Consider the following 24,806-nt stretch of genomic DNA (forward strand, 5'->3'; position numbering starts at 1 on the left):
ATTTGCGAGATTAAAACATTTCCGTGCTATTGCTACCCGATTTGATAAGCTTGCACGAAATTATCAGTCTATGATTTACATTGCTTGCATGTTTATTTGGTGTAAAGCCAAATGAGGACACGCCCTAGAGTAAATACTCTTTTATTCCTAAAAAGCTTCTGCTATGTTTAGCAGCATATGGACATCATCACAATTATAGAGGACAGGAAAATGTCGAGCGTCCGAAAAATATGCCAAGGTATGGCGACCATTGCAATAACAACAACAGTTTTAACAGGATGTTCTCAAGTCACCAAGACCGGTGCCAATGTTGCACTCGGTTTTACTGAAAAGCATGTTGTCCCACCAATTCTGGCGATGGATGATGCTGAAATGGTGTGTAATTCCGGTAATGCTTTAACGCCAGCCATTATGTCCACCAAGGAAATGGGAGCAGATCCTACTCGTGTGGCAGTCTTGATGTATTCTGCAGCCGGTATCTGTGCCGAGAAGAAGGCACTCGAAGCAGAATTACGCTATTTGCGAGCTTCCAGAGCCAATCAGGTCACCGAAGCACAAGATGCCCGCGTTGAACAAAAGCGCTGGGCCGCTCTGGCAGCGCAGCGTCAGTACACAGGCTATCAGTTATTCCAGACCCGTTATGAGAAAAAGTATAATAAAGGACTGGGCGAAGAATGCGCACGCATGAACAGTGATATTGAGCAGACTGTGTATTTGCTTGGCATGTTAAGCGGTTTGCAAGCCATGACCAATGATATTAATTCCGGTAATGCGGTTAATGTACCGAAAGATATTGCTGCTGTGGTCGAACGTGGCATGACCTGCCTAGACAATGCCAAATTCTGGGGTGTGCCAAATGCGACCCGTGCCGTTATCTGGACCTTATTGCCAGGCGCGGGAGAGGGCAAGCCAGAGCCTTACCAAACCCTTAAACAATCTACACAAATCGGTGAGCAAAAAGGTGTACGTTTATCACATGCTCTGTATGCAGTAGCAGCTCAGGCCAGCGGGGACGATGCTAAAGTACGGGATGCCCTAAAAACTTTTGCCCAAGCCCGCAGTGATGAGAAACCGGTTAATCCTCAGTTCAAACTCATCGACAGTATGGCAGCCATGATGACCGAAGGTATTGCAGATCGTTACTGGACTGAACATACGGGTGTACGTAGTGCAGATGATGGTATGCAGAACTTTTGGGATGAAACAGCCAATTCTTCAGAACTGGATGAGCTGTTTAATGCTGACATGTAATTAATAGAATAGGCATGAGCGGCTGTATAGCTCATGTTAGTGGCTCACAGGGAGGACAAGAAGCCGATGCACGATCAAGATCTGCGACGAAAAATTATTTTTCTGGCAGCTTTTGTCTCTCTTGCTGCATGTTTGCAAATTTTTATGGAGCACTTTATTTACTGGCGGGAAAGTTTGCTCGGTGAGTTCTGGCGGCTCTGGACAGCACATTGGGTGCATGTCAGCTGGGTTCATTATTTGTTGAATATTCTGGCCTTTATCTGCCTGCCTTTTATATTTCCCCGCGTCACTATCTGGCATTTTATAGCGATTTTGCTGATTTTACCGCCGTTGATCAGCCTGAGCTTTTACTTCTTTTTACCAAATATTGAAGCTTATGCCGGTCTATCCGGGGTATTGCATGGGGCGTATGTGGCAGTGGCCTGTCTTCATCTGCTCTACCGGCGTGAACGAAGCTTTGCCACGCTGGTTCTGGTTTTAATTTTAGGCAAGCTGATCTGGGAAAATACTATAGGTAATATTGGCACTGCACAATTAATTGGTAGTCCGGTACTGGTAGAAGCGCATTTGTTGGGTGTCATCTGGGGAGTAGTAATCGCCTTGCTGTATATACTCGTCAGCTATGTTCGCGAAAGTTAAATAGTTGGCATAAAAAACGAAAAAGAAAATACAAATTGTCATTCTTATTTTGACAATATTCATGCAGAGTCGAAAAAGATAATAAAGAAACTTAGCTCCGAACAGGACGTGTCGGAGCATACAGGAAGATTGGCGTCCTGAACCAAAGGGTCGCTAAAACAAAAAAAATAGGAATATACATGCAAAACGATAATCAAAACAGATCTGGTCTGGGTCTGTTGCGTTATATCTGGACCGAATGGATCTCGACCTTTGTGGTGCTCATCTTGCTTTTGCTTACCCTGATTATTGGGACAGGTGAAATGATTCACGGTCAGCTATTACGTATGGGTGAACGCCTGTATGGTGATCCGGCAACCGGGATGCAATATTCATTTTTACGGGCAGAGCCTACTGCACCCCAATGTGAGCGCAATATTAATGTCGATCAGCGTGTTCAGGAGCAAATGAAAACGGATGCTGCGGATGAGTATGCCGACTTCTTTGGCGTTCGTTCTGAAGCGGATGTCCGTGCTGCCGTTATGCAGGCCCAGCAGGTTTGTGAGGAGTCCTATGGATTCTATGACAAGGCCATTGCACATATGCAGGCTTATCCTAGTATTCGGGCCTATCGTACTTTTGAAACCACGTTCTTTGGACTGTTTAAGTTCGGAACTGAAAACCGGGCGTTATTGCTGGTCATCATGGTGGTATTTGCTGCGATTAGCGCAACTTTAAAAACCCACCACATTGGTCTGCGTAGCCCCGCCACTAAAATTGATTTCCGGGTATATACCCTGGCCATGCTGATTGCCAATGCGTTCCTGGCCTTTTCATCTTATAGCCAATATCAATCCGTACTGAATTCTGGTGTCCCGATGGGCGAGATGAAGTATATCTACTGGTTATGGATGATTTTATTCGGAACTTTGACCCTCGTCAGTTTGTTTCAGGTCATCCGGCTTCCTCAGCCTATACGTGAAGGGGGTAGTCTGGGACTGGCATTTTTAAGTGTTCCTCTGTATGCCTATATGGCGATTACAACCGGGATCAACTTTACCTTCTTTATGGATTATCCAATGGGACAGGGGATTTACCTCGGTCAATTGGTTGAGTTCTCCAGTATTTTCCTGAATCTGGCCCTGTTTATCTGGGCAGGGATGCTGTTAAAACAGACCCGTGTGGTCGACATGTTTTTGAATATTCTGCGTCCATGGAATCTGGCACCAGAAACCCTGACCTGGCTGATACTGCTTGCAGCAGCCTTGCCGACAGCCTATACCGGTGCTTCAGGAATTTTCGTGATTGCAGCAGGTGCCATTATTTATAAGGAAGTCTGGAATGCCGGAGGGCGTCGTCAGTTTGCCTTGGCAGCTACGGCGATGTCTGGCTCTTTGGGTGTGGTTTTGCGTCCATGTCTGCTGATTGTTGTGGTGGCCTCCTTAAATAAAGAAGTCACGACCGATCTGCTGTATCACTATGGTCTGTATGTTTTCCTGCTGACTTCAACTTTATTTTTAGTCATTTCACTGTTCTTTGCCGAGCATAAGTTTAGGATTGCTGCACCCAGCATAGCTGCCCCACAATCAGCTCGTGCCTTTGTTGCGATCATTCCTTATGTGATGATCTTTGTGCTGATCTGGTTGTTCTATAAATATGCCCTGTCGACCAACCTGAATGAGTTTACTGCACCTGTGATGATGCCAGTGATCTTGCTGATGATCGTGCTGTTTGACAAGCTGCGTCATGAGCCTGCGCCGTTACCACCCGTTGGACATTGGGATGAAACGATGACCGCGAGCCTGGGTTCAGGTTCTACGCCGGCGCTTGCAACGGCGAGTGCTGCGGCTCCTGCCGAGTATCGTGAAGCAGCACATGCTGAGCAATCTCAAAAAGAGTTGGCAGTAGATCATGGCGTTCCACGATCACCGTCGAATGGAACTTTGCGTCAGGTGGGTTTCTGGAAGTCCATGCATATCTCTACCAGTGAAACGGTAGGGCATATCGGTGCTTTGGTTATCCTGATGGCGTTGTCAGTCAGTGTCGGCGGTTTGCTGGAGCGTCTGGAAATCATGGAAGCTTTCCCGACCGATATTAGCAGTACGCTACTGGTAATTTCGATGATTGTCGGGCTAATGATTTTTGTCGGGATGATTATGGATCCATTCGGTGCCGTTATTTTAATCTCGGCTACGGTAGCCCCAGTGGCTTATCAATACGGCATTCATCCTGTGCATTTCTGGATGATTACCTTGATTGGTTTTGAGCTGGGCTATGTCACCCCACCTGTGGCATTGAACCATCTATTGGCACGGCAATCCATTGGCGATGCCGAGGTGGCCGAAGCAGATGCAGAAGTACGCCATCTGTCCTTCTACTATCGTTTTGAACGCTGGATTTTGCCAGTGATCGTATTGTTGCCAGCTATGCTGATCATTGCTTATGTACCTTATATTTTTAAGCTATTTGGCTGGTATCAATAGGTTTCAATAAAGGTATCTTCGGGGCATGCATGTCCCGTCGTTTGCTTTAAATAATAACCTGAGTCTCAATCGTTAAAATGTCGGTATGATCCCATATTTTAATAACAAGGACTCAGGTTTTGTCCTATCTGAAAATTGTGCGTGATTCCTGAATAAAAGTTATTTCATCTTGTGAGATTGATGTCCTGTCTATCAGTAGCATTCAGGATGAAACCAAGATCATTAAGAGATGGGCATTAAGTTAGCAACCTCCAATATGACTCATATTCATTGTCTATCTATTGGTATTCTCAGGCACTGGATATGAGCAGAAGGGCAATGGAGATAAATCGTATTCAGTTGATTTTATTTGAAGTTAGACTTTCAAAACTTCTTATTCACTGCGGAAAAGGTATGAAAACAAAAAGAACCTCAATTGAGGTTCTTTTTGTAATATGTCTGGGGGAGCAGGACGCTACGGACCTGTTTCTAGAATCCGGTTAGGCGACAGAATCTGCTGGATTTTTTTGCCATAAGCTTTCCAGATCGTAGAACTTACGAGCAGTGGGCAGCATGCAGTGAACAACCACATAACCTAAATCAATTAGAATCCATTCTGCATCACGTTCACCTTCCACGCCAAGTGGACGGAAACCGGCTTTACGTGCTTCTTCAGCAACATTATGGGCAAGAGATTTAATATGACGCGTTGACGTACCACTGGCAATAATCATGGCATCTGCAACATTGCTGATATTGCTGACATCAAGCTCGACAATTTCTTTCGCTTTTACATCTTCAAGGGCTGCGTGTACAACGTTCAGACACTCTTGTACCGCTGGAGAATAAGAATTCATGCTGTGATCGTGAGAATTAGAAGCGCTGGGCGATGGTTCTAAATTCATAGAGGGTATAATTTCCTAACAATTATGCTGATCTAATATAGCGGTTTTAGTCTTAAATTTCAAACGCTACCCTGGCCGGCCTAGTCATGCTCAGGAAAGAATTCAGCTTTCCAGCTAAAGGAATCATTGGAGTGTCCGAGCGGCTTATATTCGGCTGCAACATAAGCTTGATATTGGCTACTCTTTAACCACTGAAAAATATCATAATATTCAATAGAAGCAGTATTTGGCTGATGCCGACCCGGGTAATCTGCAAATTGTATATGTCCAATGACTGCAATATTTTCTTTCAAAGTTTCCAGTACATCTTCGCCCATCATGGCCATGTGATAACAGTCATATTGCATTTTTAGGGCCGGATGCTGAACTGCTTCCAGCATTTCCTGAGCCTGGGCAATATTTTGTACCAGAAAACGAGGCATATCCTTGCCATTAATAATTTCAAATACAGGCTCAATCTGATGCTCGGCGAGCATAGAACAGGCCATCTTTAAATTACTGGCGAGGGTTTTCAGGCAGGGCAGCAGGTCACAGTCGAGTGGCTGCCGTCCTGCCAGAATATTGACCCGCGGTACTTGGAGTGCGGTTGCATATTGGATGGCCTGTTGCATGGCATGACGAAACTCCAGTTCCTGTCCCGGAATACCTGCCAGACCATGGCCGCCCTGCATCAGGTCACCGGCTGGTACATTGATGAGGCAGAGGTTGATTTCATGTCTGCTTAACTGACTGCGAATCTGCTCTATGCTGAGTTCATAGGGAAACTGTATTTCAACATGTTCAAATCCGTGGGCACGGGCAAGGGCAAATCGCTCTAGGAGGGGAACTTCCGTAAAAATCATTGAAAGATTAACGGCGAGTTTAATCATAGGAAATGTCCTTGCTGAGTATTTAACAGGAATAGCGTATTAATGATTGATCTGCTGAATGAGAGAGGCCAAATCTGCTTCAGCAAAGCCTTGATCCTGATGAGCTTTTAATTGGGATAAAGCCTGCTGTGCAACTGGAATATCCAGCTCTAAACTGCGGGCCAGTTGTACGGCATTATTCAGATCTTTAGACAGGGTCTGGACTTTCCATTGTACCGGTTCAAAGGTTTGGGTGGCCATACGCGGTGCCAGAATCTGAAAGGGCTTGGAGTCGGCAAAACCATCGGCCAGTGCAGGGGCCAGTAAGCGGGTATCGACCCCGGCATGCTCCGCCAGCGCGACAGCTTCGGCAATGAGGGTGCTGTTGGCAGCTACAATCAGCTGATTGCAGATTTTGGTTGCTTGGCCTGTACCATTGTTGCCCATACGGGTGACACGCTGTGACAGCACCTTATAAATCAGGCTTAATGCGTCAATGACTGCGCGATTACCACCTGCAAAGATGACCAGATTACCCTGTTCGGCACCTGCTGTTCCACCAGAGACGGGTGAGTCAATCCAGTTGACCTGTTTGGCCTGTGCCTGTTCAGCCAGTAGCAGGGTCTGGGCAACTGAAAGACTGGAGAAATCAACAATAACCTGACCGGCTACCAGAAAAGGCGCAATTTGTGCAAATACCGCCGTCATCGCCTGATCATCGGCCAGACAGGTTAAAATTACAGGATAATCTGAAATCTGCTCGAGACTTAAGGCAAGGGCACCCATAGCAACAAGTGGATCGCAGGCGGTCGTTGTACGATTCCACACTGCAACCTGAAAACCGGCCTGTAGCAAACGTGTCGCCATACGGCTGCCCATCAGCCCCATGCCCAGAAAAGCAATTTTACTCTCACGATTAAATAGCATCTGTGTTTTCACCTCTTGATTCCGCTTGCGCTCTTATGATTTGTACTGACGTGGTACAAACTGAATCTCCGGATTCTTGTCTTTTTTACGCGCCAGCTGGCTGTTTTTGCCCAAAATTAATTTTAATTGCCAGATTTTTTCCATACGCAGGGATTTGTTCGGATGGTGCTGCATGGCATCCAGCACAAATTTAGAAGCCATTAAGGCATCTGGGGAGCGTTGTAGCATTTCCTCTGCCAGGGCCTGAGCTTTGACAAGTGGTTGCTCATCTAGATGAGTGACCAGACCAATCTCTTTAGCATAGGCCCCTTCAAAAATACGTGCCGTTAATGTCAGCTCTTTGGCCAGATCAATCCCGATCAAGCCTTTGAGTGAACGGCTCAGGCCCATATCTGGCACCAGACCCCAGCGAGTTTCCATAATCGACATTTTGGTGGCGGGGTGAGCAATACGGATATCGGCGGCAAGCGCCAGTTGCATGCCGGCACCAAAACAGAAGCCTTCAAGTGCTGCAATCACGGGCACAGGTAGCTCCTGCCACACCAGAAAGGCTTTTTGAAACAGGCTCTGGCCCGGGCGAATCAGCTCCCAGGCGGCAAAGACACGGTTTTTAGGATTGTTTAAGTCAGCCAGATCAATTCCGGCACTAAAGACCTGGGCTTCGCCTGTCAGGATGACACAGCGGATGGATTTATCTTTTTTAATCCGCTTGGCTGTCTGCACCAGTTCACGCAGCAGGGCAAAGCTCATGGCATTACGTTTGTCTGGACGGTTCAGTGTAACCGTCGCAATTCCATTATTTTTTTCAAAGCGTACCAGAGACATGGGGTTCATCCTTATTTTTTCTTCAGCGAGCATAACATGCACTCTAAGCACTTGCATGACAGTCCGGTCACGCTCCCTTTACGTGTCCCGGACTAAAAACAGATTTAATGGTCGGATTTGTACAGGATTTGTCGGGCTGCCTGTTGGACCTGCTCAATGACGGTTTTTAGCTCATCCAGATATTTCAGTACCTGCTGTACAAAACTCTCATCTGCTTTACGGCGCTCTTTACGCAAGGTCGAAACAAACTGCTCAAACTCGCCTGTGATCGTTTGCAGGCTTGGCGTACCGACATAACGAGTTGCGCCATAGAGGCGGTGCAGGACATGTTCAAGCTGAGGAAAATCCTCCAGCTCAATCAGCTGCTCAATTTCAGTCAGTTCATTTTCAAAGCTGTCGACCAGCATGCCGAGCAGATCAATCGCCAGATCCTCTTTGTTGGCTGCCAGTTGCAGGCTTTGTTGCCAGTCCAGAATATTAGGATCCAGGGCTTCAATGACATTGATACGTTCGGGCACCGGCAGCTTTTTAAAGCTTTCTGTGGTCCATTGGGTCAGGATCTGTACAATCTGCTCAATCTGGATTGGCTTGGTTACATAATCATCCATCCCATTTTGCAGCAGTTTATGCTTTTCATCGGAAAGCGCATGGGCGGTCAGGGCAATAATCGGCAAGCGCTGCTGAGGCTGGGGGTCAAACGTAGATTCCAGTGAGCGAATCGCACGCGTGGTATCAATGCCTGACATCACCGGCATCTGGATATCCATAAACACCAGATCAAAAGGGCTGAGTCCCTGTTCATGACGGCTCTGGATAATATGCAAGGCTTCTTGTCCGCTAATGGCTTTGGTGGTACGGACATTCAGTTCGCCCAATAAGGCTTCCAGGACAATCAGGTTCGGTAGATGGTCATCCACAGCCAGTACATGCAACCCCTGACCATTAAAGCTTTCATACTGCTCTTCTTCAAAACTTTGCTGGTTGCTCAGGAGTTGAATCAGGGCCGTACGGCTGAGTGGCTGATGCAGGGCACGAGCGCGATGTTCATTCAGCATGTTCGGATCAAGCTGCATCTGATAGCCATACACTGCCAGATGACCCTGATAACGGGTACGGATTTCTCTGAGCAAGGCCTGTCCATCGCCCCCATGATCAACAATGAGCCAGGTATTGTCGGTACTGTGTAAATGATTCAGGCGACTGAACAGATCCAGAATAGAGGCACATTCACTGTGTGCCACTTTATAGTTTTCTAGATAATGCCGCAGTACATTGGCGGTTGCCGGATGCGCCAGATAGGACACCACCGTCAGTTCACTGAAATCCGGATGTTCAATTACATGTTCTTCATCCAGCAGTAATTGTGCCGTAAACCAGAAAGTTGAGCCTTTTTCGGTCGGGGCGCGTTCCTGATTATCTTCAAAGCCAATCTGGCCGTGCATCAGGCTCACTAATTGCTTGGAAATAGCCAGCCCCAGACCGGTTCCACCGAACTGACGGGTGACAGAGGTGTCGCCTTGCGAGAAGGATTCAAACAGTCTCTTGCGGTCGGTACCACTCAGGCCAATACCGCTGTCCTGTACGCTAAAGTGCAAGACACAGTGCTCCAGGTCCTCATGTTCCAGACGTACCCGGACAATGATTTCCCCGTCGGGGGTGAACTTGATGGCATTGGAGATCAGGTTGGTTAAAATTTGCTTGAAGCGTAGCGCATCGCCAATCACATGTTTGGGCACATTGTCGGCATAGTAGAAGGCCATATCGATATGCTTTTGCGCAGCCAGCGGCGAGAGCATATCCATCACATCAAAAATGGCTTCTTCCAGATCAAAAGGTGCGGTTTCCAGCTCCAGTTTACCGGCATCAATCTTGGAAAAATCCAGCACATCATTAATCAGGGCCAGAAGATGGGCTGAAGACTTGCGAATCGTTTGCAGGTACAGGCTTTGTTCATTGCTCAGGTTGCCCTGACGCAGCAATAAATGGATAAAACCGTCAATACTGTTTAGTGGCGTGCGCAGTTCATGTGAAATATTGGCCAGAAATACCGATTTGGCCTGATTGGCAGAAATGGCCTGATCGCGTGCCTGACGATAGGTAATGTTTTGCACTTCTAAAGTGTCTAAGGTACGGCGCAGGTCATCTTCAGTCTGTTCGGTATGTTCGCGTAACTCCAGAAAACTAAAATGCAGACGTTTAACCACATTGGCAATATCGCGTTGCAACAGGCGCAGCTCGCCGGTACTGTTAATAACCATGTGTTGGTCCAGCGTATCGACGTTCAGGCGTTGCAACTGCATGCGAATTTCATACATCGGCGCAATCCAGCGACGCGAATAGAAATTCAGACATAACAGCAGAAGTAATAAGGTCAGTAAACCAGTGGCAATCAGTACGATTAATACCCGGTAACGGGCGATTTCCAGAGGCTGATTATCCAGCTCAATGGCCAGCCAGCCGGAATTAAAGCTATTTTCATTGACCCTGACCGCATAAATATGATTGTTTTTATAAAGAATGGGACCGATAAAACTGGCCGCTTGATTGAATTCCGGCCAGGGTGCCTGTTCCTGAAAGCCAATTCCCAGACGGTTTCGGCCATTTTCATCCAGAATTGCTGCGCGTACCAAATGCTTTTCATTCAGCATATGCTGCATGGCACTGTGCGCCTGATCATATTGCCAAGGATACAGGCTTAAAATATCAAGTGAATATTCTGCCGTAGACTGAAAACGCGTCATAATCGCAATCGCCATCTGCTTTTGCTGGGCACGTGCCGCATTCGAGGTTTCAGTAATCACCAGAATGGCACCTACACAGGCCAAGATGGTAATCGGCACAAAAATCAGTGCAATCAGCTGTCCATAAGCGTGATTTAAGTGCAAGCGTTTAAACATCTTTTTATTGATACTTGACATGATTTAAGCAGTATTTTCCTTATGTCGGGCATATTAGCATGCTTTAAATTGACAGTTAAAATTTAAGCATTATTTTTATTCAGGTAGCCGCCGTGAAATACTGATCATCGGGTTTATAAAAGAGCTATCCTGCACATTTGCTCAGATAAAAATGTAAAGATATAACTGGATGCCATTTTCTTTAAATAGCATAGATTTGACCTAATCTTTTGAAAAAACCTGTTTTTGAATCCATTTTTGATAAAGCGGAGCAGTCTGCAAGCCGTATGAAGGAAAAAGAAAAGGGGAAATGGATGCAGGGAAAAGTATTTTTTCATACAATAGTCGCACATCGATATAGGTGCAAATAATGAGTAATACATACCCCGATTTCCAAGCCGATGAATTTTTGTTAGACCATTGTGTGGGTAAAACGCCACTGGTGCGTTTGCAACGTCTGGCAAGTCATACTCAAGCGACTGTATTGGCTAAGCTCGAGGGCAATAATCCGGCAGGTTCAGTGAAGGACCGTCCGGCTTACAATATGATCATGCAGGCAGAAAAACGCGGGCAGATCCAGCCTGGTGATACCTTGATTGAGGCAACCAGCGGAAATACGGGAATTGCATTGGCAATGGTGTCTGCCATGCGCGGCTACAACATGAAGCTGATCATGCCGAGCAACATGAGTCAGGAACGTAAGGATGCCATGCGTGCTTATGGGGCCGAGCTGATTGAAGTAAGTAAAGAGCAGGGCATGGAAGGCGCGCGCGATCTGGCCTTGCAAATGCAGGCAGAAGGTAAGGGGCTGGTTCTAAACCAGTTTGGTAATCCGGATAATGTCGAAGCGCATTACCTGACCACAGGTCCGGAAATCTGGCAGCAGACGGGTGGCAAGATTACCCATTTTGTGAGTTCCATGGGAACGACTGGCACAATCATGGGAGTGTCCAAGTACCTGAAAGAAATGAATCCGGAAATTCAGATTGTAGGCTTGCAGCCTTCGGATGGCTCAAGCATTGCCGGCATTCGTCGCTGGCCAGAAGAATATCTGCCAACGATTTTTGACCGTAGCCGGATTGATCGTATTATGGATATTCCGCAGATTGAAGCTGAAAGAACCATGCGTAAACTGGCCCAAAAAGAAGGTATTAGTGCCGGTACCTCATCAGGCGGAGCCGTGTGGGCCTCCATTCAGCTGGCCGAAGCGCATCCAGGCGCTGTGATAGTCTGTATCATCTGTGACCGGGGTGACCGTTATCTGTCTACCGGCCTGTTCTCTGTAGAAGATCCCGAATAATTGTTGAGAAATCGTTTATGCGCTTGCCTGTTTTAACTTTCGATATTGAAACCCAAACCGATCTTAAATCAGGCGCTCATCTGTTTGGTCTGGATCTGCCCGAGGCAGACCTCGAGCAGGCCCTGACCAAATTACGCCGTCAGGAATCTGGTTCGGATTTTCAGCGTTTGCCCCTGCATGAGATTGTCTGTATTTCCGGTTTATGGATGGATGAGCAGGGCATGCGCCTGTTTTCTTTTAGTCAGGAACAGGACAGCGAAGCAGAGATTTTAAAAAAATTTCTGTCCATTTTTGACAAGCGCCATCCAACCTTGGTGAGCTGGAACGGCTCACAGTTTGATTTACCGGTAATTTTATACCGTGCCATGTATCATGGCCTTTCTGCGCCCAGCCTGTTCGACCAGGGCGAAATTGACACACAAAAGCGTTATAATAACTACCAGAATCGTTACCATCAGCGCCATGTCGATTTGATGGATGTCATGGCCATGTTTCATGCGCGGCATTTTCAAAAACTTGATGATGTGGCGCACTTGCTGGGTTATCCGGGAAAATGCGGTGATGGTGTGTACCGTATACCGAATTACGTCCGCGACCAGCAATGGACTGAAATCACCAGTTATTGTGAAGGCGATGTCCTGAATACCTGGCTGGTATATATCCGCTGGCTCTTGCTAAAAGGGCAGCTGTTATTGCCGGATTATCAGCATCTGTTGCAAAGCACCATTCAATATTTGCAGACCCAGCCGCAGCATGCAGATTTTTTAAGCCGCTGGCGCGAAACTGCGCAGCAGACTGCATTTACCCGTTTTGATTTTCCACTCTCCACAGATTAGGTTTTCATGAAACATCGCGCTCGACCCCGTCTCCAACAGCCATCCGAATATATTTTTCAGGTTGAGTCGCTTTCCCATGAAGGGCGTGGCATAGCTCACTATGGCACCCATCCCGATCATCCGCCTGAAAAACACGGCAAGAAAGTGTTTATCCGCTATGCGCTGCCGGGTGAAACCGTGCGTGCCCGTATTAGCCGTGAAGTCAAAAAGCTGGAAGAAGCCGACAGTATAGAACTGCTGAGTGCACCTTCTGATATGCGTATCCAGCCTATCTGTCCGCATTTTGGGATATGTGGTGGCTGTAATATGCAACACATTCATCCCGATGCCCAGATTGAGCTGAAGCAGAATGTATTGCAATCGCATCTGGCACATTTTGCAGGCATCCAGCCGGAACAATGGCTGATGCCTTTGCGTTCCCAGCGTGAAGATTATCGCCGTAAAGCCCGGATTGGTGTGCGCTATATCGCACAGAAAGACCAACTGGTGGTGGGATTTCGTGAAAACCAGTCTAACAGGCTGACTTCAATTGACCGTTGCATGATTCTGGATCGTGAGTTCGGCTCGGTTACAGCTCTTAAACAATTGCTCCAAAGTCTAAATGGTCAGGCCAACATTGGTCATATAGAATTAGCCATGGGTGATGCAGAAATTGCGCTGACGGTTCGGGAAACTGCAAAACTATCAGCAGAAGATGTCAACCAATTGCGCCAATTTACGTTAGATAAAGGCTGGCAGCTGTATTTGCAGCCTGTGGGCAAGGAGACGCTGCAGCGTATGGACGACTCGCAGGCTGCTGCACGCTTGCACTATGGTCTTGATGACTTCGCCGTAACATTCGGGTTTAATCCTTCAGACTTTACTCAGGTAAATTCGACTATTAACTCGCAGATGGTCCACCTGGCATGTGATTTGCTTCAACTGCAGCAAGGCGAAAGGGTTCTGGATCTATTTTGTGGATTAGGGAACTTTTCCTTACCTTTGTCACGCTGTGTGGGGCCTTCAGGTCGGGTTGTGGGCGTGGAAGGTAGTGAAGAAATGGTACAACGCGGTCGGGAAAATGCCAGATTAAATGGGATTGAACAGATTTCGTTTTATTCACAAGATTTAACCAAAGATTTTTCGCAGCAGGCTTGGGCAAAACAGGGTTTTGATGCATTATTAATCGACCCACCACGCTCAGGAGCGGAAGAAGTAATGCAGTATGTGCCTAAATTTGGCGCAAAAAGAATCGTTTATGTGTCATGTAATCCGGCAACCCTGGCAAGAGATGCGGGAATTTTGACACAACAGGGTTATCGCCTGAAACGGGCCGGAGTGATGGATATGTTTACCCATACTGGCCATGTAGAATCGATCGCCTTGTTCGAAAAAGAAAATTAAATAAACGATTAAAGAGATGATGTATCTAAAAGTAGGAGAAGGGTATGGTCACAGTGCGTGAACAACTGCCTGGGCGACTCAATGAGTTGTCACAGGAGACGACTGTAGAACATGCCGAACAAGCACACCAAGATCTGACCGAATGGTTAGAGCGGGTTCGTGGCATATTAGATGGAGCACCCTTAACGCAGCTCGAGGAAGTCGCTCATTTAACATTACAATATGAGCTGCAAAGTACGATTCAGCATCGCTCCAATACCTTCTATACCGGTATTGAAATGGCCGATATTCTGGCGCATCTGCATGTGGATGAAGATACCTTATCGGCTGCGATGCTCTATCGTTCCGTGCGTGAAGGGGTCATGCCGCTGGCAGAAGTGCGGGAAAGGTTTGGCGAACAGGTGCATAATCTGGTCAAAGGCACCCTCGCGATGGGTAAATTATCCGAGCTGATTGAAAAGAATAAACGTCTGGAAGACCATTTCAATAATAACCAGCGTGAACATCTGACCGGTATTTACAAGATGCTGATTTCGGTCACCGAAGATGTGCGGGTGGTCTTGATCAAGCTTGCCGAGCGTACCTATGCCTTACGTGAACTGACTAATTCTTCGCGTGAGCGTCAGGAACGGGTAGCCCGGGAAATTTTGACCATTTACTCACCGCTTGCCCACCGTTTGGGCATTGCCCAGTTGAAATGGGAGCTGGAAGATCTGGCTTTCCGTTATCTGGCGCCTGAACGCTATAAAGAAATCGCTTCTTTATTGAATGAAAAACGTTTGGAGCGTGAGCAGTATATTCAGTTTGTTATTGATAAGCTGCGTACTGAACTGAGTGAGTATAATATCGATGCTGAAATCAGTGGCCGGGTAAAACACATTTATTCGATTTATCGAAAAATGAAAAGCAAAAACCTGAGCTTCGACCAGCTTTATGATATTCGTGCATTACGGGTCCTGGTAAAAAATGTGCCGGAATGCTACCACACCTTAGGGATTGTTCATCAGATCTGGCGACATATTCCACATCAGTTTGATGACTATATTACTAACCCTAAAGCGAACGGTTACCGTTCCTTGCATACGGCGGTAATAGCCGAAAACAAATCGCTCGAAGTGCAGATCCGTACCTATCAGATGCATGAAGAGGCAGAATTGGGGGTCTGTTCACACTTTAACTATAAGGAAGGCTCAAAAAATACCGATCATTCCTTTAACCATCGTTTGCATTCCTTGCGTGCTGTGCTGGAGCATTATCAGGAGCGCAATGAGGCCAGTGCCTATAAAACAGATGATGAAACCGAAAATTTTGAGCATATTCAAGAGTTTGAAGGTTTTGAAAAAATCTATGTGTTTAGTCGTGATGGGGATATTAAGGAGCTGCCACGTGGCTCGACAGTGCTGGATTTTGCCTACCATGTGCATACTGAAGTCGGGAACAAATGTTATGCCGCGCGGGTCAATCAGCGTTATGTGCCGCTGACCTATACCTTAAAAACCGGTGAGCAGGTTGAGATTCTGACCAAGAAAGACCGTGAGCCGAACCGGGATTGGCTGGTGAATTCACTGGGCTATATCCGGACAGCACGTGCGCGGGATAAATTGCGTCACTGGTTCCGCCAGCAGGATCGTAGCAAGAATCTGGAAGTGGGCCGTGATGTACTGAATAAAGAACTTTCACGTCTGGCGATTCATCCAAAATCCATTGATTTGAGTGATTATTGTAACCATTTTAATGTGAAAAATGGTGATGATATCCTGATTGGCATCGTAAATGGCGATATTAGCCTGCATGCCCTGATCAATCAGGTGAACCGCCATATGCATCTGGATCAGGATGAGCCTGAACTGGTGCTGAAGCCTGCTTTAAATCCACGAGCCAGTCACACGCTTTCAGCGCACGGGATTCTGATCGATGGTCTGGATAATGTAGAACTGCATATTGCGCAGTGCTGTCAACCGGTGCATGGTGAGTCTATTGCGGGTTATATTACCTTGAACCGTGGGGTAAGCATTCATAAGGTGGCTTGTCCGGACTATGTGCGCATGATTAATCAGGAACCGGAACGCGCAGTAGAAGCGGACTGGGAAATGCAGCCAACCCGGGGGCAAAGTGTACAGATTGTGGTGGAAGCCTATGATCGCCGGGGTCTCTTGAAAGACCTGACCCAGGTCATTTTCTCGGATCAGATTAATATCCGTCAGGTCAATACGATCTCGGAGTCGGATGGTATTGCCAATATGAAATTGCTGATTGAAGTAAAAGGCCTGGCGCAACTGTCCAAACTGCTGGCCCGTCTTGAGCAGCAACCGGGAATTATCAGTGCACGCCGTCTGGTACAAGGCAATTAATTTCTGATCGAATACTTTAAAAGCCCGCAATTCAATTGCGGGCTTTTTTGTTGTAAGGTGTCTGTTCAGAATAAAAAAACCAGCTAAAAGTATGAGTGCGACGGAAATATTTGAGCGCAGACGTCATAATCTGGCCAAGCTCATTGACCATCTGATTGACAGCCAGCGCTTTAAAAATGGCAAAGACATTTGTGAGCATTTTGGTCTGTCAGCGTCTTATATTACCCAATTACTGAATAGCAAACGCCAGATAGGGGACAAAGCTGCGCGGGAGCTGGAACGGCAGCTGGGGCTGGAAACCCTGTTACTGGATCAAGTCCTAGAGTCGCAGACTGAGTTGTCCCCCGCCCAAGTATCGTGTGCTCTATTTCAAATGCACACTGTTGAGCAGCAGGCTTTTCGTTTAAGTCCTTTGCTGGGTACTATCAGAAAAGCACCTGTAATCTTATCTGCGTCTGATTACTATGCAATTCAGGTTAATGATCAGCATTATTTTCCTGCTTTAAAGCCCGGTTACTGGGTGGTCTGTGATCCAGGACAGCAAGTCCAGCCTCAGGACATGATCTGTTTATATCTGAACAATGCTCTACAGCTCATGGTGGAATTAATTGCTGAAACAGAAAACAGTTTGCAGTTTCAAAGTCTGGATGCTAGCCGGACGGTCAGTTTTAAAAAATCCGATATTGCAAAGATGCATAGGGTAGTGGCCATTCTACCGGCCAGAGAGATAGGTGTGAATTGAAAATAAATCAGCCCATCCGAAGATGGGCTGAACACTGATTAGGTGAAAAGACCGCTTATGGCAGCTGGTCTTCGTCTTCAAATTCAGGTTTGACTTGTACAATAAAGTCCTGACGATTCAGACCGCGCCATAGCGCAAAAGCTGTCCCGATATAGATCGATGAATAGGTACCGACAAAGACCCCGATAAACATTGCAATCGAGAACCATTTCAGACCTTCACCCCCCATGACCATCATGGCCACGACCACCAGTAATAGGGTCATGGAGGTGTGGATGGTACGGCGCAAGGTTTCAGTCAGGGCAATGTTGATGATCTCGAGCGGTTCGGCACCGCGAATTTTGCGGAAGTTTTCACGGATACGGTCCGACACTACGATGTTATCGTTCAGTGAGAAACCAATAATCGCAAGAAGCGCTGCCAGAACGGTTAGATCAAATGGCCATTGCATCATCGCAAAAATACCAATGGTCACGATGATGTCATGGAACAGGGACAGGACGGCACCCATCGCCAGCTTGAACTCAAAGCGGATGGTGACATAAACCAGCATCAGCAGGAGCGCAAGGGCAACTGCACCGCCGGAACGCACATACAGCTCGTTACCAACCTGTCCGCCGACCACATCGACCTTCGGCACTTCTGCTGCATTATTTGGCAATTGCACGGCAGAGGTGATGGCTTTGGTCAGGTCTTCCGCTTCAATATCTTCTTGCACCGGCATACGTACCATCAGGTCACGTTCAGACCCTAGGGTCTGCACCACTGCATCATTAAAGCCCGCCTGAGCCAGTGCTTTGGATACCTCGGTCGGTTTTACCGGATTGGTATAGTTCAGTTCAGCTGCTATACCGCCGGTAAAGTCCAGACCCAGATTTAAACCTTTGGTCACAATAAAGAAGATACTGGCTACCGTCAGAATGATTGAAAATACTGCCGCAGGCAGTGCAATCTTCATAAACGGGATAATGCGTTCGTCTTCCGGGCGACCGTACTGTTTTTGATTCAGTTGAGTATTTTCAGTCATCAGTGATCTCCTTAAATGCTCAACTTTTTCAAGTTACGTTTTTTGCCATAGATCAGCTGAACAATGGCACGGGTTACCGTAATGGCGGTAAACATTGAGCAGACAATACCGATCATCAGAGTCACGGCAAAGCCTTTGATCGGACCAGTACCAATCGCGAACAGGATAAATGCCACCAGGAAGGTGGTGAGGTTCGAGTCGAAAATGGTGTTATAGGCCCGGTCATAACCAGCCACAATCGCCTGTTTGGGCGAGGCCCCCCATTTAAGTTCTTCCCGTATCCGTTCACAGATCAGGACGTTGGCATCGACCGCCATACCAATGGTAATCACGATACCTGCAATACCCGGCAAGGTAAGAGACGCACCAATCCAGGACATGACCGTAAGGATCATAGCGAGGTTAAAGATCAGGGCAAAGTTGGCAATCACACCAAACAGACGGAAGAACACCACCATCCAGATTGCCACCAGAATGAAACCGATCTGCGTAGATAATACACCTTTGTCGATGTTTTCCTGACCAAGACTTGGACCAATCACACGTTCTTCAACAAAATACATGGGCGCAGCCAAAGCACCAGCACGTAACATCAAGGCCAGTTCAGCTGCTTCTTGTGGTGAATCCAGACCGGTAATACGGAACTGTGAACCCAGTACGGCCTGAATGGTGGCGGCATTAATTACCACAGATTCGGTATATGGCGTACGTACTTCAGTCTGGGTACCAGTTGCAGGGTCTTCGACATAACTGATGCGCTGTTTATTTTCAATGAACAGTACCGCCATGCGCTTGCCGACTGCATTACGGGTTGCATCGGCCATCAGCTTGCCACCCGCGCTGTCCAAGGTAATATTGACCTCAGCACCACCAGTGTCCTGGCTAAAACCGCTTGAGGCATTCTGAACACGCTCACCGGTCAAAATACGGTTACGATTCAGCAATAACTGACGCCCACTGTCCAGCGATTCATAAGCAAAAGCTTCGGTTCCCGGTGGCGGAGTGCCATTTAATTGGCCGGTATATGGGTCGATTGACTGATCATTCAGATCAGACACCAGCCGGAATTCCAGATTCGCAGTACGACCCAGAACACGTTTGGCCTCAGCTGTATCCTGTACACCTGGAAGCTCGACCACAATACGGTTGCTGCCTTGGGTTTGTACCAATGCTTCTGCTACACCGAGCTCATTAATACGGTTACGTAAGGTGGTTAAGTTCTGGTTAACAGCATACGACTCAATTTCCTGCTTACGCGTGTCTGTATAGTTCAAACGTAAAGTTGAACCTGAGTCGGTGGCTACAGCTTGCGGGTTAAACTCATTCCCATTGCGACGCAAGAAATCCATGACCGCAGAACGGTCATCATTGTTGGCAAACTGCACCACAATGGTATTGTTGCTTAAAGAAAGGCTGTTGAATTTCAGGTTATTGTCACGCAGTTGACGACGCAGGTCGGCGGCTGAAGTTTCCATCCGCTGGGCAATGGCTTTGTCCATATCCACTTCAAGCAGGAAGTGTACACCACCACGCAAGTCCAGGCCGAGCTTCATTGGCTTGGCACCAATTTTTTGTAGCCATTCTGGGGTGGTCGGGGCCAGGTTCAAGGCCACCACATATTCATCACCCAAACCACGGCGCAATGCTTCTTTGGCTTTGAGCTGGGTTTCACTTGAATCTACGCGTAAGAGGGCGGCATTGTTACTAAAGCTATTGTCATGAGTTGCAATATTTTCAGTGCTTAAAATCTGCTCTGCTTTTTGTATGATGCCTGCGTCAATTTGAGTACCGGCTTTGGCACCCGAAATCTGTACAGCAGGTTCATCTGGATACAAACTTGGCAGGGCATATAAGGTACTGATCACCAGGACAACCAGGATCAGTACATATTTCCATGCTGGGTAACGCATTCGTTTTCTTCTTAAAATGAAAAAAGTCGTGCGGGTGGCACGACTGTTTTTTGATTAAATGTTATTTAAAGTACCTTCAGGCAGCACTGAGATCACACTCGCACGCTGAACTTTAACTTCTACGCCACGGCTTAATTCAACTACTGCAAATTCACCTTCAATTTTGGTGATCTTGCCCATTAAACCGCCAGCGAATACCACTTCGCTGCCTACTCCAAGGCTGTCCACCAAGGCGCGGTGCTCTTTGGCACGTTTGGACTGTGGACGCCAGATCAGAAAGTAGAAGATTGCAATAAAAACCGCAATCATCAGGATGTTAGCCATCATACTTGGTTGTTGTGCGGCTCCACCTGCAGCGTGCGCAGTCGAAATAAAAAGGCTCATTTCATTTTCCTAAAATAAAAAACTGGTGATCAACTCGGTAATAAATTGACATATTCTTGCAATTTACCTTGTCTTTTTCTTCAGCGCAAATGCTGAAAGATTAATCTTGTGGACAAGGTGGAACTTCCAGGCCGCGACGGGCATAAAAGTCCTGTACAAATTCATCAAAAGTTCCATGGTCGAGCGCATTACGGATATCTTCAGTAAAACGCTGGTAATAACGCAGGTTATGGATGGTGCCCAGCATAGAGCCCAGCATTTCTCCGCATTTTTCCAGATGGAACAGATAAGAACGGGTAAAGTTTTGACAGGTATAGCAGTCACAATGTGGATCCAACGGGCTTTGATCATGACGATATTTACTGTTGCGAATTCGTACCAGACCGTCTGTCACAAAATAATGGCCATTACGTGCATTACGGGTTGGCATGACACAGTCAAACATATCGACACCACGGCGAATGCCTTCCACAATATCCTCCGGCTTGCCGACACCCATCAGGTAACGCGGTTTGTCTTCCGGCATTTTGACCGGAAGATAATCCAGGACCTTGATCATTTCTTCTTTCGGTTCGCCGACAGACAGGCCGCCAATCGCATAACCGTCAAAACCAATTTCTAACAGGCCTTGTAGGGATTCATCGCGCAGGTCTTCATACATGCCGCCCTGAATAATACCGAACAGGGCGTTGGTATTGTTCAGGTGATTGTGATGATGTTCTTTACAGCGCTTGGCCCAGCGTAAAGACAGCTGCAAGGATTTTTGTGCTTCTTCATGCGTTGCAGGATAAGGGGTACATTCATCAAAAATCATCACAATGTCAGAATTCAGCACCTGTTGAATTTCCATTGAAATTTCAGGAGAAATAAAGACTTTTGAACCATCAATGGGAGAACGGAAAGTAACTCCTTTTTCTTCAATCTTGCGCATTGCACCTAGACTAAAGACCTGGAAACCGCCAGAATCGGTCAAAATCGGCTTGTCCCATTTCATGAAACCGTGCAGGCCGCCATGCGCTTTAATGACATCCAGGCCAGGACGCAGATACAGATGGAAGGTATTGCCGAGGATAATCTGGGCTTTAATGCCTTCCACATCACGTGGCAACATACCTTTGACCGTACCATAAGTACCGACTGGCATAAATACGGGAGTTTCCACCACACCGTGTTCAAGCGTTAAACGACCACGACGGGCACGGCCCGACTGATCTGATTTTTCAAACTTCATAGGAGTTCCACATCGAGGCGAAAAAACAGTTCGCTGATTGTTAATATAAATAAAAGGCGCTATTTTCCTTGATTCCGGCCTGAAACGCCAGCATTCCAGAGTTTCAACTCTGTAATTTTATTTGTAAATGATTAAAGTGAAGTTTCAAATAAAAATAAAATATCCTTAATTCCTGGCTTTTTTCTGCTTGTCGTCAGCCAGAGAAAACATGCTTGAGTAAAATGTACAATTAATGAAAATTCGGACGATAGTCAAAATTCTGACTGACGTTCTGGTCGCGAAAAGGACGTACCGCTTTTTTTCTCAGCAGCATGTCATTGATCATATTGTGCGGAAAAATCTGGATCTGATTATTAAACAGCTCGACATTGCGGTTATAAATGGTGATCGCAGCACCGACATTTTCATTCTGTTCTTCAATTTCATTCATCATTTTCAGATAAATTTCATTGGCTTTGAGTTCTGGATAATTTTCAATCACCACATTCAGGCTGCGCATCAGTTCTTTATTCAGGCTTTCAATGCGTTGTAACTGGGCAATATCGGCATCTTTCATGTTCAGGTTCATGATGTTCTGGCGCAGTTCGGTCACTTTTTCCAGAGTACCTTTTTCAAAGCTGGAATACTGTTCGACCAGAGGGTGCAGACCATCCAGGATTTTAATTTTCTGGCGTTCATAACTGGCCACATCGGCCCAGGCACGAATGGTCGAGTTGTGATGACGGACAATATTGTTACGGATCATGATGATCGCGACAATCGCAGCGACCATGATCAGGCAAAAAATCAAAAAGCCCATGCGTAGCTCCCCCTTAAAGTTGAAATAATTATTTTAAAAACTGTAGTAAGTCGTGTTGTAACTTTTCTAGTTCGGTTAATTTAAACGTTCTCAGATGCCCACGCAATGCTGGAATATCGTTAATTTTATTGTGTTTGCTCGATGCCTGAAACAGATTGTGGGGTCCTAGGTAGCAGAGCAGCTGACTTTCCGGGTGAAACATTAAGTCTCCCTGACGCCGTTCAAAAAAGTCAGCCAGTCTGAGTACAAAACCTGGAGTGTAGAGTTTGGCCATCTGCAGCGGGTCACTACCATAAAAGCTCAATTTCTGGTTGGTGCGAATATCACTACTGTGCCAAGGGTAGGTAAAAGGATAATAAAATTTCTTTCGGGCCGTGGTGACAGCCAGTCCCTGAGTTTGAATGTCAAACACAAATACTCCCCACAGATCTTTATGTACTTCGGTCAGTTTGATCGGCTGGCCTTCTTTGTCCCGTACCTGGACTTCATGCACATAATGATATTGAAAGAGCAGCACCTGATGCTGCTGACCATCTTCATCTTCCCAGACGGTACTGGCATAACGCTGTATATCATTCCTCAGGGAACCCTGGTTAAAGACCGGAAACTGGCGCTTTAAATGACTGATGAAATGCAGGGGATTCAGCGCAATAGAAATATGCTGCGGTTGTTGTTGAAAAGCCAGCTGATATTTTTTTGCAATCGCTACCTCTTCCAGATAGCGGATGACGTCATCCAGCGGCTTACGGTGTTCATAACTGATATAGGCACCGAACAGCAGCAGGCAACCTAAAAATACACAGCTTTGAACCCAGATGTTTTCAGGTGCGATAAACACACCCATGATTAAAAAAATACTGATTCCACCCAAGGCGAGTGGCAGGTTATTTTCAAATTTTAAAGTGATTGGGCCATTCCAGGGATGCAAGCCATCTAGTAGTTCCTGATAGCTTTTAGCCTGATGGCCCAAGTGCCAGAGCCGCGCAATATTGTGAAGCACCACTTTATTCTTCTTGCGTCGAATATGAATGGAATGCTGCACAGAGTCGATCGGCATCGGGAAGCTTCCTGCTTTATTCGGCTTGATCAATCAGCATGGCATCGCCATAACTGAAGAAGCGATATTGACTGGCCACCGCATGCTGATAGGCCTTCAGAATATGGTCACGGCTGGATAATGCCGATACCAGCATCAGCAGGGTGGATTCCGGCAAATGGAAGTTGCTAATCAGGCGGTCGACCACTTTGAACTCATAACCGGGATAGATAAAAATCTGGGTATCGCCAGTCCAGCCTTTCAATTCACCACCATTGGCCTGAGCCGCACTTTCAGTGGCCCGGGTGGCAGTGGTTCCCACGGCAATCACTTTATTGCCACGCGCTTTGGTGGCTTTAATTAACGCCATGGATTCATCTGAAACCTGACACCATTCACTGTGCATGATGTGATTTTCAATATCATCAGTGCGTACGGGCAGGAAGGTACCTGCACCCACATGCAAGGTCACAAAAGTCTTTTGAATGCCTTTTTCTTCTAGCTTATTCAATAAGTTGACATCGAAGTGCAAAGAAGCAGTGGGTGCGGCAACACTGGCCAGTTTGGTCGGATCATTAAATACAGTCTGATACCGCTCGCTATCAATCTCTTCCGCTTCACGGTTGAAATAAGGCGGAATCGGCAGGGCGCCGTATTGATCTAGTACTTCTAGAATCGGCTGAGAGAATTCGACAATAAACAGGTTCTCATGACGTCCCTGAACCGTGACTTTAATAGCATCTGGTCCAATAAACAGTTCTGCACCAGCTTTAGGCGTATTACTGGCCTTGATATGACAGTGGGCAACCAACTGGTCTATCATCCGTTCGACCAGCACTTCAACAGCGCCACCTGATGCGCGTTTCCCTTTCAGGCGCGCTTTCATGACCTTGGTGTCATTCAGAACCAGCAGATCTCCTTCATTCAGCAAATCCAGAATATCGGTGAACTGGTGATCGTGATATTGGCCTTGTGCATCCAGATGCAGGAGGCGAGAGGCACTGCGTTGTTCCAGCGGGTAACGGGCAATCAGCTCATCGGGGAGATCGAAACTAAAATCAGAAAGTTGCATGA

At 46.8% G+C, this 24,806-nt stretch carries 20 protein-coding genes and 1 pseudogene; 9 read left to right on the top strand and 12 right to left on the bottom strand.

All coding sequences use genetic code 11. The annotated features are described in order from the left end of the window. The 4 genes and pseudogenes from E2K74_RS10280 to E2K74_RS10295 all read left to right on the top strand — a co-directional run. Nucleotides 1-115 (top strand): annotated as a pseudogene (locus E2K74_RS10280) (IS5/IS1182 family transposase); the annotation flags it as partial. A 95-nt stretch (nt 116-210) separates the two neighbouring features. Next, on the top strand, nt 211-1,251 hold the full coding sequence (locus tag E2K74_RS10285; protein WP_151207433.1) for a hypothetical protein: 1,041 nt from the start codon (nt 211-213) through the stop codon (nt 1,249-1,251). Nucleotides 1,252-1,317: 66 nt separating this feature from the next. After that, nucleotides 1,318-1,890 (top strand): rhombosortase, encoded by a 573-nt coding sequence (gene rrtA, locus E2K74_RS10290; RefSeq protein WP_151207434.1) that lies wholly within the window; start codon nt 1,318-1,320, stop codon nt 1,888-1,890. Between the two features lie 179 nt (nt 1,891-2,069). Next, a complete protein-coding gene (locus E2K74_RS10295) occupies nt 2,070-4,352 on the top strand; it encodes a TRAP transporter large permease subunit (protein WP_151207436.1) in 2,283 nt (760 codons plus the stop codon). Between the two features lie 479 nt (nt 4,353-4,831). On the opposite strand, the gene rsfS is transcribed toward E2K74_RS10295, so the two are convergent. The 5 genes from rsfS to E2K74_RS10320 form a co-directional block, all read right to left on the bottom strand. Continuing rightward, complete coding sequence (rsfS, locus tag E2K74_RS10300) at nt 4,832-5,236, bottom strand: ribosome silencing factor (protein ID WP_151205629.1); 405 nt, start codon at nt 5,234-5,236, stop codon at nt 4,832-4,834. Nucleotides 5,237-5,316: 80 nt separating this feature from the next. After that, on the bottom strand, nt 5,317-6,105 hold the full coding sequence (locus tag E2K74_RS10305; protein WP_151207438.1) for a hydroxypyruvate isomerase family protein: 789 nt from the start codon (nt 6,103-6,105) through the stop codon (nt 5,317-5,319). A 39-nt stretch (nt 6,106-6,144) separates the two neighbouring features. Beyond that, nucleotides 6,145-7,011: an NAD(P)-dependent oxidoreductase gene (locus tag E2K74_RS10310; protein WP_151207440.1), complete on the bottom strand. Its 867-nt coding sequence runs from the start codon at nt 7,009-7,011 to the stop codon at nt 6,145-6,147. 33 nt (nt 7,012-7,044) lie between these two features. After that, nucleotides 7,045-7,836, bottom strand: coding sequence for a crotonase/enoyl-CoA hydratase family protein (locus E2K74_RS10315; RefSeq protein WP_151207442.1), 792 nt, complete (start codon nt 7,834-7,836; stop codon nt 7,045-7,047). 104 nt (nt 7,837-7,940) lie between these two features. Then, the gene (locus E2K74_RS10320) at nt 7,941-10,754 is read right to left on the bottom strand and encodes an ATP-binding protein (RefSeq protein WP_151207444.1); all 2,814 of its coding nucleotides are present in this window, start codon (nt 10,752-10,754) and stop codon (nt 7,941-7,943) included. Between the two features lie 349 nt (nt 10,755-11,103). Here E2K74_RS10320 and cysM point away from each other — a divergent pair, with 349 nt between their 5' ends. The 5 genes from cysM (at nt 11,104) to E2K74_RS10345 (ending at nt 17,345) form a co-directional block, all read left to right on the top strand. Further along, complete coding sequence (gene cysM / locus E2K74_RS10325) at nt 11,104-12,033, top strand: cysteine synthase CysM (protein ID WP_151207446.1); 930 nt, start codon at nt 11,104-11,106, stop codon at nt 12,031-12,033. A 17-nt stretch (nt 12,034-12,050) separates the two neighbouring features. Continuing rightward, complete coding sequence (locus tag E2K74_RS10330) at nt 12,051-12,869, top strand: 3'-5' exonuclease (RefSeq protein WP_151207448.1); 819 nt, start codon at nt 12,051-12,053, stop codon at nt 12,867-12,869. Between the two features lie 6 nt (nt 12,870-12,875). After that, entirely contained in the window at nt 12,876-14,252 is a 1,377-nt protein-coding gene (rlmD, locus tag E2K74_RS10335; RefSeq protein ID WP_151207449.1) for a 23S rRNA (uracil(1939)-C(5))-methyltransferase RlmD, read from the top strand. A 44-nt stretch (nt 14,253-14,296) separates the two neighbouring features. After that, entirely contained in the window at nt 14,297-16,603 is a 2,307-nt protein-coding gene (locus E2K74_RS10340; RefSeq protein WP_151205264.1) for a RelA/SpoT family protein, read from the top strand. A gap of 91 nt (nt 16,604-16,694) precedes the next feature. Then, the gene (locus E2K74_RS10345) at nt 16,695-17,345 is read left to right on the top strand and encodes a hypothetical protein (RefSeq protein WP_151205263.1); all 651 of its coding nucleotides are present in this window, start codon (nt 16,695-16,697) and stop codon (nt 17,343-17,345) included. Between the two features lie 55 nt (nt 17,346-17,400). On the opposite strand, the gene secF is transcribed toward E2K74_RS10345, so the two are convergent. The 7 genes from secF to queA form a co-directional block, all read right to left on the bottom strand. Then, nucleotides 17,401-18,375: a protein translocase subunit SecF gene (gene secF, locus E2K74_RS10350; protein ID WP_171480677.1), complete on the bottom strand. Its 975-nt coding sequence runs from the start codon at nt 18,373-18,375 to the stop codon at nt 17,401-17,403. Nucleotides 18,376-18,383: 8 nt separating this feature from the next. Then, a complete protein-coding gene (gene secD, locus E2K74_RS10355; RefSeq protein ID WP_151203685.1) occupies nt 18,384-20,282 on the bottom strand; it encodes a protein translocase subunit SecD in 1,899 nt (632 codons plus the stop codon). Nucleotides 20,283-20,336: 54 nt separating this feature from the next. Next, a complete protein-coding gene (gene yajC, locus E2K74_RS10360; RefSeq protein ID WP_151203683.1) occupies nt 20,337-20,666 on the bottom strand; it encodes a preprotein translocase subunit YajC in 330 nt (109 codons plus the stop codon). 100 nt (nt 20,667-20,766) lie between these two features. Then, nucleotides 20,767-21,897, bottom strand: a complete 1,131-nt coding sequence (tgt, locus tag E2K74_RS10365) for a tRNA guanosine(34) transglycosylase Tgt (protein WP_151207455.1) — start codon at nt 21,895-21,897, stop codon at nt 20,767-20,769. Between the two features lie 229 nt (nt 21,898-22,126). Continuing rightward, nucleotides 22,127-22,696 (bottom strand): LemA family protein, encoded by a 570-nt coding sequence (locus E2K74_RS10370; protein ID WP_151203679.1) that lies wholly within the window; start codon nt 22,694-22,696, stop codon nt 22,127-22,129. A 28-nt stretch (nt 22,697-22,724) separates the two neighbouring features. After that, nucleotides 22,725-23,753: a hypothetical protein gene (locus E2K74_RS10375; RefSeq protein WP_151207457.1), complete on the bottom strand. Its 1,029-nt coding sequence runs from the start codon at nt 23,751-23,753 to the stop codon at nt 22,725-22,727. A gap of 16 nt (nt 23,754-23,769) precedes the next feature. Next, nucleotides 23,770-24,804 carry a tRNA preQ1(34) S-adenosylmethionine ribosyltransferase-isomerase QueA gene (queA, locus tag E2K74_RS10380; RefSeq protein ID WP_151207459.1) on the bottom strand — a complete coding sequence of 345 codons (1,035 nt, stop codon included), beginning with the start codon at nt 24,802-24,804 and terminating at the stop codon, nt 23,770-23,772. Nucleotides 24,805-24,806: the final 2 nt, after the last annotated feature.

The sequence above is a fragment of the Acinetobacter sp. RF15B genome (assembly GCF_007558235.1).
Taxonomy (GTDB): domain Bacteria; phylum Pseudomonadota; class Gammaproteobacteria; order Pseudomonadales; family Moraxellaceae; genus Acinetobacter; species Acinetobacter lwoffii_C.